This window comes from Marinomonas atlantica (genome assembly GCF_001639725.1).
In the GTDB taxonomy this organism is placed as follows: Bacteria; Pseudomonadota; Gammaproteobacteria; order Pseudomonadales; family Marinomonadaceae; genus Marinomonas; species Marinomonas atlantica.
This window is the reverse complement of record NZ_LTAW01000001.1, coordinates 280,573-294,433: the sequence shown is the minus strand read 5'-3', so window position 1 is coordinate 294,433 and position 13,861 is coordinate 280,573. Positions and strand designations below refer to the sequence as shown.

Annotated in this window: 10 protein-coding genes; 4 read left to right on the top strand and 6 right to left on the bottom strand. The window is 45.4% G+C overall.

Annotation, left to right across the window (positions count from 1 at the left end; translation table 11 throughout):
- Positions 1–44: 44 nt before the first annotated feature.
- Positions 45–1,430, top strand: coding sequence for a diguanylate cyclase (locus tag AYW75_RS01375; RefSeq protein WP_067094296.1), 1,386 nt, complete (start codon positions 45–47; stop codon positions 1,428–1,430).
- Positions 1,431–1,457: 27 nt separating this feature from the next.
- On the opposite strand, the gene AYW75_RS01370 is transcribed toward AYW75_RS01375, so the two are convergent.
- A complete protein-coding gene (locus tag AYW75_RS01370) occupies positions 1,458–2,354 on the bottom strand; it encodes a LysR family transcriptional regulator (protein WP_067094293.1) in 897 nt (298 codons plus the stop codon).
- A gap of 109 nt (positions 2,355–2,463) precedes the next feature.
- Between AYW75_RS01370 and AYW75_RS01365 the strand changes: the two genes are divergently transcribed.
- Both AYW75_RS01365 and AYW75_RS01360 read left to right on the top strand, forming a co-directional pair.
- Positions 2,464–3,189, top strand: coding sequence for a sulfite exporter TauE/SafE family protein (locus AYW75_RS01365; RefSeq protein ID WP_082856336.1), 726 nt, complete (start codon positions 2,464–2,466; stop codon positions 3,187–3,189).
- A gap of 396 nt (positions 3,190–3,585) precedes the next feature.
- Positions 3,586–5,280 (top strand): pre-peptidase C-terminal domain-containing protein, encoded by a 1,695-nt coding sequence (locus AYW75_RS01360; RefSeq protein WP_067094290.1) that lies wholly within the window; start codon positions 3,586–3,588, stop codon positions 5,278–5,280.
- A gap of 62 nt (positions 5,281–5,342) precedes the next feature.
- On the opposite strand, the gene rarD is transcribed toward AYW75_RS01360, so the two are convergent.
- The 4 genes from rarD to AYW75_RS01340 are packed head-to-tail and all read right to left on the bottom strand — an operon-like array spanning position 5,343 to position 10,198.
- On the bottom strand, positions 5,343–6,239 hold the full coding sequence (gene rarD, locus AYW75_RS01355; protein ID WP_231886123.1) for an EamA family transporter RarD: 897 nt from the start codon (positions 6,237–6,239) through the stop codon (positions 5,343–5,345).
- A 37-nt stretch (positions 6,240–6,276) separates the two neighbouring features.
- On the bottom strand, positions 6,277–8,604 hold the full coding sequence (locus AYW75_RS01350) for an ATP-binding protein (protein ID WP_067094287.1): 2,328 nt from the start codon (positions 8,602–8,604) through the stop codon (positions 6,277–6,279).
- Complete coding sequence (locus tag AYW75_RS01345; RefSeq protein ID WP_067094285.1) at positions 8,601–9,425, bottom strand: substrate-binding periplasmic protein; 825 nt, start codon at positions 9,423–9,425, stop codon at positions 8,601–8,603. The genes AYW75_RS01350 and AYW75_RS01345 overlap by 4 nt, the downstream gene beginning before the upstream one ends.
- Positions 9,413–10,198, bottom strand: a complete 786-nt coding sequence (locus tag AYW75_RS01340; RefSeq protein ID WP_269447773.1) for a response regulator — start codon at positions 10,196–10,198, stop codon at positions 9,413–9,415. The genes AYW75_RS01345 and AYW75_RS01340 overlap by 13 nt, the downstream gene beginning before the upstream one ends.
- Positions 10,199–10,804: 606 nt before the next feature.
- Here AYW75_RS01340 and nhaC point away from each other — a divergent pair.
- The gene (gene nhaC / locus AYW75_RS01335) at positions 10,805–12,325 is read left to right on the top strand and encodes a Na+/H+ antiporter NhaC (RefSeq protein WP_067094283.1); all 1,521 of its coding nucleotides are present in this window, start codon (positions 10,805–10,807) and stop codon (positions 12,323–12,325) included.
- Between the two features lie 112 nt (positions 12,326–12,437).
- On the opposite strand, the gene AYW75_RS01330 is transcribed toward nhaC, so the two are convergent.
- A complete protein-coding gene (locus AYW75_RS01330) occupies positions 12,438–13,754 on the bottom strand; it encodes a Na+/H+ antiporter NhaC family protein (RefSeq protein WP_067094280.1) in 1,317 nt (438 codons plus the stop codon).
- Positions 13,755–13,861: the final 107 nt, after the last annotated feature.

Below are 13,861 nucleotides of genomic sequence, written 5' to 3'. Positions count from 1 at the left end.
TGCCACTTTGTTTAAGTGGCCGAGAGATAATGGAGAATCACCTCATGAAGATTGCTACAGTTAAAATCAGGCTTGAAACTGCTTATTTTGAGCAATGTATTAGGTTTTATACTGCCTTGGGTTTTACCATAACGCAGCAGTGGCACGATAATTCAGGTCAGGGTGCAACTCTTACCCTATTGGAAGTTAGTAATGTTCAACTCGAACTTGCACATATACCAAATACAGTACCCAACTCTGCCTGCAGCTTACAGTTTGAAGTTAGCGATTTAGATCAGACAGTTAAGGCTTTAGCCAACGTATTAACAGCTGATAATCCCATTGAACGCTCATATGAATCTCGTTCTCTTTACCTTAGTGATCCCAGCGGTAACCGCGTTACTCTTTTTCAAAGAATCCCCTCGCCACAGGATCACAGCAATGCGGCTGATATTTTGGACATGCTTCATGATTCTGTGGCTCTTATCGGAGTCTACGATGAGTACGAGCGACTTCGCTACACCAACGCAGCCTTCAGGGCTGCCTATTTCATCGACCCTGATGAAAGCCTTGATTGGCAGACCCTGATGCGTCGGAATTTCCAGGCATCTCGAGGTACGATCATCAAGACTGACAACATCGATGGATGGATTTCTTCCGTTAGGTCACGCAGAGGAAAATCCCCTGTACGATGCTACGAAAGTGACTTGCACGATGGCCGGTTTATCGGGGTAACTGAGACCATGCGCAAAGACGGATGGATCATCTACGTAGGAACCGACGTTACCCAATTGAATGTGTCTCAGCGCGAACTTCGTCTCGCCTGTGATGCTTTGTTCCGTCAGTCTTTCACGGATGATCTCACAGGCGTATCCAATCGCCGCCATATCCTCGCAAAACTTGAAGAGACCATCGATGCAAGACAGGAAGCATGGGCCTGTCTTATCGACATCGATCATTTTAAACGCGTTAACGACACCTATGGTCACATATGTGGCGATGATGTTTTGGTCAACCTTGCTCGGGCGGTTCGGAACACTTTAAAACTTAGGGACGCCTTCGGGCGAGTTGGTGGAGAAGAGTTTCTAGTCATTTTCACTAACCAGTCGTTTGAAGAGGTGGGGATTACAACCCGAAAGTTGATAGAAACGATTACAGATTTAGTTGTCTGCGCTGGCATTCCAAAACTGAGAATCACCATCTCAGGTGGCCTGACGCAAATATCTGATCTAGATACGCAGGAGAAAATTCTTGGACGCGCTGATCGCGCTCTGTACTGGGCTAAGTCGGCTGGACGTAAACAGATTAGGCTGGCAACTTCGGAAGACGACTTAGACCCCCTCAGCGAATTTTTTGAATGCAAGCAACGAACGTATAAATTCAAAGCGCAGCTCAATAAACTTAAACGGAATCTGAGTAAAACATACGCCTCACCTTTCCTCACATACTAGTCAACACTTAATGCAAGCAGACAACCTTTAACTTGGGCGTTGTTTCAGAGCTTCTTTAATAAAACTCCAAAATTGATGTGCTTCATGGCTCAAAGTCTGATTTCTAAGACGAATCATAAACAGAGGAAACTGACTATGGGAGCTGAAGTTTTCCACATCCATACGTACCAACCGACCTTCCTCTAGAGAGTCCTTGATCATGTAATGAGGCATACGCGCCCAGCCCATGCCCGCTTGTACCAAGGTTTTCTTGGCTTGAAAATCGTTCACGTGCCAGCGTCTTCCCGTTGGTAAGACAAAACGATGCTCTTGCTCTTCAGCTAAGCGACTGGCTAAGATTTGCGGTAAAGTATACAAGGCCTGCTGCTTCACTTTTTGTGACCCTGCTTGCAGTGCGGGCAGCAGGTCTGGATGTACGACACATGTCATTTCCAATTTTCCCACCTCAACAAAGATATGCCGATCATCAAGTCCATAACTGGGGCCAATTGCGACCTCTGAATTATCTTTAATAAGGTGCTCTTGTACACCATTTAGATGATTCGTCGTAAGCTCTATAGAAACTGCAGGATGAGCCTCTTCAAAGGCTTTGAGTAAATTTATAATTGGTTGAGTAAGACTCATCTGACTGATACACAAGCGCAACGGCTGCTGCTCTGTACCTTGAGCTAAATGGTGTCCGAGGTGCTCTAACTGATTCACTTGAAGAATCAGCTTCTTACTCTGCTTAAAAAAGGCTTTGCCCTCCGCTGTGAGCGTGGGGCGGTAGCTATCACGATCCAATAATTGGATACCATACTGCCCTTCCAAGGCTTTGACGGCAGCACTGATACTCGGCTGTGTCTTATGTATTGCATCCGCTGCAGCACGAAAACTGCCCATTTCGACCACCGCAATGAAGGCTCTGAGTTGATCCAGCTTCATGATATGATTTTCCTTTCATAACAATTAGAAAACGAAATTATTTTTATTTCATTATTACCGTTATGCTAACCCTCATCAAGCAACATACTCAGAACCAAGGAGGATTATCGTGACAACCGCATTTGTGGTGATGTTTATTGCTGGCGTAGTGACTGGTTTTTCAAAATTTTCCGTAGGGGGGATGGGGTTAATCATATTGCCGATCGTCATGATCGCTTTTCCAGGCCCTGAAGCACTCGGAGCTTTACTGCCTTTGTATATTATTACTGACTTGATGGCAGCGAGCAGCTATCGAAAAAACATTTCATGGCGGGTACTGGCACGTTTTTTACCACTGGCTTTCATAGGGTTGCTTATCGGTTCATACCTACTCGCCGACTTAAACGCTGATCAGTTCGTCACACTACTCGGTGTGATCATTATTTCGATGATACTTTTGGGGCTTTACTTGGATGCACGGCCGAGTAATTTTATGCAAAAGCCGATAACGGCCTATCTTATGGGGCTAGCAGGTGGATTGGTTACGATGGTTGCAAATGCCGCAGGACCTCTATTTAGCTTATTTTTAATGGAGCAAAAGCTTAGCAAAGAAAGTTACATCAGCACTCGTGCTTGGGCCTTTCTGATCATTGATGTCATTAAGTTGCCAATGTATTTAGGTCTCGGGCTACTAACCCAAGAAAGCTTAACCATTGGTGCGTATGCTCTACCAGGGCTATTAATAGGTGCGTTCATCGGCTACCACTTTTTAAAACATGTAACACCGGCACACTTTAAATGGCTGATTCGTCTTATGTCATGCATCGCGGCTATGAAGTTAATTTTCTTTTCCTAAAACCGCTTAGCGATTTTCCGACCTTCAAGATTCTATCAAGCATTACCGCCTGTAAAGTCGTAATGCTTGCAACATCCTCTAATCTCTTTATGTTGTTAAGAACAATTATCATGCAGATATTCCAAGGCCTTGCCATTATCTTAGTTTTGTATAGGCCACACTTCACGCGAGAAGCGAAAAAAATAATTAAAAAATTCAAACAGTTATACTTTTAAATCCGATTGCTAGTGAATTTACACTGACCCTTTCAATACGTAAGTTTTCCAGAACAAGCTTTTCTGAACCTTAACATTCACCTGACACCATCTTTGAAACGATTCTCTTATCTTGAATGGCGTGTTAGCGAATATCTTCATCGCTTAACACTTTGAAACCAAACTTAGGACGGAGGTCTTCATGAAATCAGCAAAGCAATTTTCAAATCAAGGCAATGCACTAGACACAGCGAAGGACAATATGAGCACACCAGAATATTTGCTCGACAACCTGAATCAGCAAAGCCTTACATCAGATTACGTTGCCCAAGTTCTTGACAGCTTACCACCAGGTCAAATCGTTCGTTACTTTGCACAAAACGGTCTTGAGGCGCTATTTGAGCAGCAAGAAGAAACCACAGAAGACAATTATGGTAGCAATGCGACAGCGCTAGAGCTGAACACGGCACTGGATGCCAGCATTGATACAGACATGGAAAACGACCTGTACTCTATTGAATTAGAAGAAGGCGAAAACTACTCTTTCACTGTTACTAGCGACGAACTTTCTTCACCTTATTTAGTGTTACGCAACAGTGATGGCGAGCGTATTTCAAGCGATGCTCAAGAAGACGATGAAACCAATACATCATTCAGTTTCACTGCGCCACAGTCAGGCGTTTTCTACTTGGATTTATCTGATCTAGAAGACGATGCTTCTGGTAACTACAACATCAGCGTTACGGCGTCAGATGACACTGATCCAGTCGATGAGACCGAAGATCCACAAGACGGCTCTGAAACCGATCCAGACGATGAAACCGACCCAGTCGATGAGACAGAAGACCCACAAGATGGCTCTGAAACCGACCCAGTCGATGAAACAGAAGACCCGCAAGATGGCTCTGAAACCGACCCAGTCGATGAGACCGAAGACCCACAAGACGGCTCTGAAACCGATCCCGTCGATGAGACCGAAGACCCACAAGATGGCTCTGAAACCGATCCAGTCGATGAGACCGAAGATCCACAAGACGGCTCTGAAACCGATCCCGTCGATGAGACCGAAGACCCACAAGACGGCTCTGAAACCGATCCAGTCGATGAGACCGAAGATCCACAAGACGGCTCTGAAACCGATCCTGTTGACGAATCACCAGATGATACGATTGTAGATGATTTTACAGCAGATACCATGACAGCGGGTGCCATTGTTGCCAACACGGAAGTACAAGGGACATTCGAACAAGCAGGTGATTCAGATTGGTACTCAATGAACCTTGAAGCAGGCACCAACTACACTATGACATTTTCCTCTGAGAATGTTGAAATCCCTGCTCTAGTGCTACGTGATGCGGAAGGCCAAACGGTTGAAAATAATTTCAGTATTACGGGTGATGATGTAGACATTAGTTTCACAGCAGAAGAAGCAGGAGCCTACTTTCTTGATGCAAGTGATCTCTCTAGCGCCGCTATCGGAGACTACACATTAGCGTTAACCACTGACGGGCAAGATACCATTGAGATTCCTGAGCTGGATGAAGACGACGTATCTGCAGACATTCTCACAACTAGCCTACTGGATGTCGGCAGTACAGTTGAAAGCTCACTAGACTTCGCAGGCGATGAGGACTGGTTCGCCACCTCCCTAGAAGCAGGCATGACCTATGATATCTCCATGGAAAGCGATGCTCTAGAGTCTGGTCAGCTAGCCGTTATGGACAACGACGGTGAATTAGCGCTAGCCCTTGAAGAGGGTAATGAAGATGGCATCCTGTCCTTCACTGCCGAAGAGTCTGGCACCTACTTCATTGGTGCATCGGATGCGAATCCAGGTGCCACCGGCGATTACCTAATCGGTGTACAGCAGCAAACGACTGAAGATGTGATTGCATAATAGCCTCTCAATAATCGTAGCGTAATAGCCAACCCTCGAAGGGTTGGCTATTTTCTGTGTTGCTAAAGCGCCTGTTTCTGTTTGCGCAGTTGCTTAATCGAGCTGACAATTAACATGGCTAAAGCCGCCCAAATTAACCCAAAAGTAACCAGTTTCTCACTGGAGAACGGTTCGTCGTAAAGAAAGACGGCCAACAAGAACATGGCACTGGGTCCAATGTATTGAAAAAAGCCCAAGGTCACCAAACTGATTCGGTTTGCGGCCGCAGCAAAACACATTAGCGGCACCATAGTGACTGGCCCTGCGGCCATTAGAAGTAAACTAGACGCCCACTGGCCGCTCTGCATAAAACCAAAATCTGCACCAAACCAATACAGCTGAGACAGCGCGTAAGGCATCAAAATAGCCGTTTCTAACGTCATACCCATAAAGCTATCTAAGGCGATTTTCTTTCGCACTAATCCATACAAACCAAAGCTCAGCGCCAGTGTTAGAGCTATCCATGGTAAGCGTCCGAATTGAATTACCTCAAACACCACGGCTAACAGGCACAGCCAAGCTGCCCACTGTTTTGGTCGATCAAGGCGATCCTTAAAAAACACCATCCCCAATACAATGCTAACTAAAGGGTTGATGTAATAACCCAAACTCGCGCTCAGTAGCTGCTCGCTGTTCACCGCATAAATGTAAGTCCCCCAGTTCACCGCAATTAATACCGAGGACACTGCAACCGCCAGCAATACCTTTGTGCTTAAAGCCTGCTTTAACGCTCGCCATTTGCGCATCGCTGTCATCAGTATCACGACTACCACAAATGACCATAAGATCCGATGCGATAAAATATCCAACGCGGGTATGTGGTCAATGGTTTTAAAATACAACGGAGCGATAGACCACAATAGAAACGCGGTAATCCCATAAAGCATGCCTGATTTTGCCGTCGAATCCATGTTTGACATCGTCACTCCGTGTCTAAGGTTTGGAAGCTAAAGTACATTAAGCCAATATGGCATCAAACTCTGCTAGTGTATTTCTCACACTGTGTTGCAGCGTCGTAACAAGGTGTTCAAAATCCTTTAGTTGACCAACATTGGCCGCTGTTTCTAATTGTCGTAGTAAATTAGCAAGCTGTAGTGCGCCAACCGCATCCGCGTCACCGGCCAATCGGTGCGCAATATCCGCTACCTCGTAATCATCTTGCTCAGCGTGCATTTGCTTTAGATCTGTCAAACCTTCAGCCATGGCATGCTCTAAACTGATTAACAACTTACGCAGCCGTTGTTCACCTAAAGCGGATAAGTGTGACCGTAGAAGAACTGGATCAATTAACTCAGAATCACCTTGTGTTTCTTTAAGCGAAGTCGACGGGGCTGTTTGAGTACGCATAATTTGCTGCAACGATTCTTGTTTAAACGGCTTAGGTAATACCGCCCAAATACCGGCTGCATGACACTTTTGCACATTGCTGGGTTGAACATTGGCCGTCAAGGCTACGACAGGTGTGTGCTGGTTTACACCAGACTCGGAACGAATGCGTTGTGCGATTTCTAAACCGCTCATGTTGGGCAGGTGAATATCCATTAAAATCAGATCAAATGGATCCGAGGCAATGGCTGCGAGAGCCTGAGTACCATTTTCAGCCAACGTCACTCGGTGACCATCTTGCGTCAATAACTCTATTGTCACAGCTTGGTTTATCGGCGTGTCTTCTACTAATAGAATCGACATAGGAGGCAACGCTGATAGCACGTCCTCTGCCGGTACAGGTGCATGCCTTGTTTCAGTGGCTACTGGGGCAAGTGGCACGTAAAACCAAAATAGGCTGCCATGCCCTACTTCACTGGTCACACCAATTTCACCCTGCAACACCTTTACCAACTGAGCTGTAATGGCCAGCCCTAAACCAGTACCACCGAAGCGGCGGGTAATGCTTTCGTCTGCTTGGCTAAAGCGCTCGAAAATCTGCGTTAAATAGTCTTCCGATATACCAATACCAGTGTCTTCTACTTCAAAAAACACACCATCGCTGTGGTCTGGGTCGTTAGCGGGCATCACCGTAATGGTCACGGTACCTGCCTCAGTAAATTTAATGGCATTCGATACGAGATTCGACAAAATCTGACGTAACGCTCCAGCACCACCAGAATAGTGTTCAGCTAGTTCCTCATTGATATTGACGACAATTTGGCTATTTTGAGCTTTTGCTTGGGCAGAAAACAGCAAGCCGGTTGACGACACTAGCTCTTGAATTGAAAAAACACTCACCTCAGGACAGTACATACCCTCCTCTAAACGCGCATAGTCAAGCAAGCCATTTAGAATCTCTAGTAACGCATCGCCAGACTGATAAATAGCATCAAGCTTTTCTTGATTTGCAGCGGCTTGCTCGGTGCGTTGCAACAATTCCACCATGCCTAAAATACCATTCAACGGTGTTTTAATTTCATGGCTCATGGTTGCCAAAAACTGACTTTTCGCTTTATTCGCTTGCTCAGCTGCTTCCTTAGCACCTTGTAATCGTTGCGTGCGGCGTAAGACCTGCTCTTGCAGCTGATCTCGGTGGTAACGCAACTCGGCTTCAATCCGGTCTTTTTGCTTAATATCTTCTAAAATCGCTTCGCGCATATCGTTCAGAGCATTGACTACTGCATCCAATTCATCGTCTTGATCTACTTTCTTTTTATGCGGTAGACGCAACGTTTGTTTAAGGTTTCCAGCACCAACAGAGCGAGTATAACGTGACATATACTCCAAATGCCGGATCACCATAAAATGCACGATCAGCAATAATAGCAAACCATTAACTAATACTAAGCCACTTTGGAATAAGGCAATTTCTACAGCTGACCGCAATAAACGTGATTGGATGGCGACCATGTCGTGGTATACCGTTAACTCTCCGAGCAAACGCTCAGTCTGCAAGCCGTTTCGGTTTTCATAGTAAATATCGAAGGTTGTACCGTAAGCTTGGGATGCCCTTTCTGGAAGGTCGCCAACAATAATGTCATCTTGCCAATCTTGCGAGTGCAACATTACGGCATTGACGTTCGAAAAATTCATAATTCCTTTCAGCTGAAGCAGCAACTGTTCTTGATCAAGGTCCCACAAACCTTTTCGAATGCCTTCAATATGCGACGATGTGATAAAATCGGTTTGTTGCTGAAGTGCAGCGCGTTCACGACGATATTCATTGTAGACTTGAATGCTGGTCGACACGAGAGCCAGTAATAAGCTCAATGAAATCAACTTGATAAAGATACGATACGCTAACGGGTGGGCTTGTTTGTAGCCCAATACTTTGGCTAATGTTGAAGGCCGTGTCATGGAATATCCTTCTCAGAAGTCTTCGCCTCGGCGCTTTGTAGATACATAGTACGCTGTTGAGCCATCCACAAAGGAATGAGCTTGGGATCGCTTAACAGCACGTTTAACTGGCTATTAAGCTCAGGCAACCATTTTATCAAGGGGGAATGTTTAGAAATCGCAATGTACCAATAATCACTGACATCCGTCGCTACTGAGTCAATCTGTCCCGCCAACCCTAAAACATCTATCTGAAGTTGCCCAGAGCGCTTACCCATTGGCACAGCATCCAGACGGCGATCCGCTAGTTTCAAAAGATTTTGATCTTGACTGGATACCCACTCTAAGCGTGGATACTTGGCTAATTCGGCATCTGTGCGATCACCAAAGCTATCGCCCATCAAGACACCAATACTTTTTCCTGATAATCCTGCCCAGCCATTAAATTCAATCGGTTCAGATGCTGGGTAGAATAAGTTAATGTCTTCTTTAACAAGCGGTGTATCTAGGAACACCATGTAATGGGTGCGAGCTTCCGTTCGAAACCCCGTCATCACATCAACATTGCCTAGTTCGACTTCTTTTAAACATCGCCGCCAGTTACTGCTTTGCCTGTCATCCACTGAAACGCCAAATGAGTTCAGTAAAGTACGAACAAGCATGGCATTAACACCTTCAACACGGCCACTTGACGTAACCCAAGAAACTGGGGGATAAGCCGGTGTTCCACAAAGGCGCACGGTCATACCTTGTAATTCAGAAGATTCATCGAAAAGGCTTTCAGTCGCGCAACTAGACACACTAAAAAGCAGAGCACTCAGTGCAACAGCTAAGGTTCGCATGGCTCATCTTCAATCGCAGAGACACTGAACAGATAACCTACCCCATGAACTGTAATGATCATAGGCGGACAATCTGGATCTTCAGCAAGCTTGCGACGAATACGGCCAATCAACACATCAATTGTTCGATCCGTTGCATTCCAAGTACGATTTTTAATGCGGTCCATCAATTGATCGCGACTTAATGGCGTGCCCTCATGCTCCATCAATGCAAGCAATAGTTGAAACTCGCCTTCTGTCAATTGGGTGATAGTACGATCAGAGCGGACAAGCACTCTACGGGAAGTATCCAGGTGCCATGGACCTAGAGTACGTAAGACAGGCTCTTCCGTGAATTTATTCATGTCTCGTTGGGCTCTTACCCGACGAATAAGGTTTTTACCTCGTGCAAGAATTTCTCTGGGGTTAAATGGCTTGCATACGTATTCGTCTGCACCGCACTCAAGACCGATAATCCGATCTATCTCATCTTGCTTACCCGTTACCAAAATAATGCCTATCTCAGAACGAGAGCGAAGCTCTCGGGTAAGCGTTAAGCCATCTTTGCCAGGTAACCGAATGTCCAATAAGACCAGATCATAAACGTCATTGCTTAAACGCTGCTCAGCCGCTTCTGCAGTATCAACACCATCGACACTGTAGCCTTCTTCAGCAAAGTAGCTTTGTAATGTTTCTCGGGTGACACTGGAGTCGTCCACCACAAGTATTTTGATTTCAGATGTCAGCATAGTCTGATCACAGTTAGCATTAGGGAAGGAAAGATACATCGTCATAAAACCGTCATTAGACGATGATGTCATAGGACTATAGCAACTCAATCTCTAAAAGATAAGCACTGCTTTAGTATCCAGTTATGAACGAAATATAAACAGATTGATGTAATGTAAACGCATGACGAACACTTATAACAAACAAATCAATGGATCACACAGGAGCATGACAGATCCTTTCAATTAACAAAGAAAATAGCACACTTAGGGTTTGGGCTTTGCCTCAAAATCCATCACTAGCTTTCATGTTCGCTCCCACTCAGTGCAACCTTCCTTAAAGCGACATGATTCGTCTGCCTTTCTCCAATTAGCACACACTTGTTGAGTTTTAAATGCGTCATTTTAGACCATACACTCTATATCAACAGGTTACTCAGGCCTTTCTATAACTTCATATAGCGTCAGTTACTGAGTAGCTTCACGACCCTTTTGACAGCACTAAACGCTCAACTGGAAGCGGTGATCGTTTACTTACCGTTTCACATTGTTGATACAAAGTATTACGAGTTGTTTGTAAATTACGCAGCTGATCCTGCTAAAACTTAACTACTGAGTAAACTCAGACGGTTTACCAAATATAAAAAACATTTAAGAGAGCAGGAACCTAACATGGCGATAAACCAACCCACTAAAACGGCGCAGATGCCAAGCTTCGGCTTAGCACTTGTGCCCGTTATTTTGACGCTAGCAATACTCGGTGTTCAAATCTTCTACTTCGGTGATTTTACTCCTCATATTCCATTAGCTATTGGCTTAGCCATTACAGCGTTAGTCGGAATAAAATTGGGACTTCGTTGGAAGGATATCGAAGAAGGTATTTTCCATGTTATTCATGTGTCAATGCCCTCAGTATCTGTGTTGATTTTGGTAGGCATGATTGTCGGTGTATGGATTGCTTCTGGTACTGTGCCGACATTGATCTATTATGGACTGACCTTATTGTCACCACAGATTTTCCTAGCGGCAGCCATGATTCTGTGTTCCGTTGTATCGCTTTCACTAGGTACTTCATGGGGAACAGTAGGTACAGTTGGTTTGGCCTTGATGGGGATCGGTGCAGGTTTTGAGATTCCTATGTACTGGACTGCAGGTGCCGTAGTATCTGGCGCTTTCTTCGGCGACAAGGTTTCACCTCTGTCAGATACAACAAACCTAGCGCCTGCAGTGACTGGCACGGATGTGTTTTCTCACATTAAAAATATGATGCCAACGACTGTGCCATCAATGTTGATCGCATTGGTTATTTACTTAGTGGCTGGTTTTACTTTAATCGACACCGATAGTGCATCGTTTGAGCGCATTAATTCGATAACAACGTCTTTGCAAAATAACTTCGAAATTTCAGCATGGTTGCTATTACCAGCACTTGTTGTCATCGTGTTGGCCGTCAAACGTATGCCCCCAATTCCCTCTCTTTTTGCGGGTGTGTTAACGGGTGCGGCTGTTGCAATGTTCACTCAAGGCGCTGGCGTACATGACGTTTTAACGTATGCAAACAGTGGTTACTCTATTCAAACATCGTCTGATGCGATCAACAGTCTATTAAATCGTGGTGGTATTCAATCGATGATGTGGACAATTTCGTTGATCTTGATTGCCCTTGGTTTTGGTGGTGCTTTAGAGAAAACACGCTGTCTTGAGGCGATCATCGCAGCCATTATGTCAAAAGTAGATTCATTCCGTGGCATTCAAACGTCTGCGACACTTACATCTGTCGCAACTAACCTAGTAGCAGGTGACCCGTACCTATCGATCGCACTGCCTGGTCGTATGTACGCGCCGGTGTATCGTGGCATGAAATACTCCACGTTGAACTTATCTCGTGCAATCGAAGAAGGCGGTACACTGGTATCACCACTTGTCCCTTGGAATGCGGGCGGTGCGTTTGTTATCGGTGCATTGGGTTTGACAATCGGTGATGGTAACTTTGAAAACCTATTGTACATCCCACTTGCTTTCGCTTGTTGGATCTCTCCTGTACTGGGTCTGATCTACGCACAAATTGGTGTGTTCTCGCCAAAAGCAACGGCTGAAGAACAAGCCCTTTGGGAGAAACAAGGTGAAGCCATTGCAGATTATGCAGAAGGCTCATTATCTGAGCGCAGTGCATCAGGTGCTTATTCAAAATAATGCTATTTGACAGTTATCACCGACCTATTCCCTAAATGGGCTGGGGATGACAGTCATAAAAAAACCGCTTGCCGTAAATGTTACGGCAAGCGGTTTTTTTTGCATTAAACGCTTATAGCGTCTTTGGTTTCGGCCAGCCAAATAGGATCGAAGTCAACGCAACCAGTGCTAAAATCCAGCTGTATTGAACGTGTGTAATCAATTCAATGGGTGAGATACCGGCCAATGAAGACGCCAATAGGATTTGCGCGCCGTAAGGTATCAGGCCTTGTATAACACAAGAGAAGATATCCAATAAGCTCGCGCTACGACGCGGATCCACGCCATATCGAGTCGCCACATCTTTTGCAACGGAACCGTTGATCAAAATAGCGACCGTGTTATTTGCTGTACATAAGTTAGTAAGCGCAACCGACGCACTGATACTTAATTCGCCCGCTCTCTGGGAGCCTTCTTTGGCACCCAACCGGCGACTGATCGATTCAATCGTTTGTACGATCCATTCCAAACCACCTTGGGACTTCATCAGACCGCCCAAGCCGCCGATCAGCAAAGACAGAATCATGATTTCTTGCATACCGGTGTAGCCTGAGTAAATATCTTTTGACAAGCTTGCCACACTGTAATCCGCCATCGTTAGCAAGCCAATAGCCCCAGCCAACACAATGCCTGAAAACAATACTAACAGCACGTTAACACCGAGCACAGCCAACACTAGAACGGTTAGATAAGGCAAAACTAACCAGATATCAAAGTCCTGCAGATCTTCAACTTGTGCGTGTGAGCCTTGAAAAAAGAGCCATACCAACACCAATAACGCGGCAGGTAATGCGATTTTAAAGTTCATACGGAATTTATCACGCATTTCACAACCTTGAGTGCGCGTTGCGGCTATCGTCGTATCCGAAATAATCGACAAGTTATCACCAAACATCGCGCCACCCACCACAGCACCCACCGTCGTGAGCAACGGTAAATCAGCGGCATCCGCTACACCCAGTGCAATCGGTGCAATCGCTGCGATTGTTCCCATAGAAGTCCCCATCGACGTCGCTACAAAAGCGGTGATGATGAAGATCCCAGGTAAAATAAAGCTCGGAGGGATAATGCTTAAACCAAAGTTCACCGTTGCATCGACCCCACCAATGGCTTTCGCCACGCTCGCAAAGGCACCTGCCAGCAAGTAAATCAACACCATCGTAATGATAGTGGGATCACCCACACCTTTCATAAAGGTTTCAATACGGTCATTTAAAGCGCCACGGCTTAGCAATATAGCCAATACCAAAGCTGGCAAAATCGCCACAGGCGCTTGAATTTGATAGAACGCAAAATCAACGTCTTGGCTTTGGTACCAAAGACCACTGCCGACGAAAAGCGTCAAAAAGAGAAGCAATGGCAGCAATGCCACAGGGGTAGGTTTGTTCATAGTCACTGTTGTTTCCAGCTTAATTACTTGAATTTCGCAGCTTTTGGCTACGGTTAGGCGGGCATGATAGGGAATTCTCAACACTGTCGCCAATATCAAATCGTACT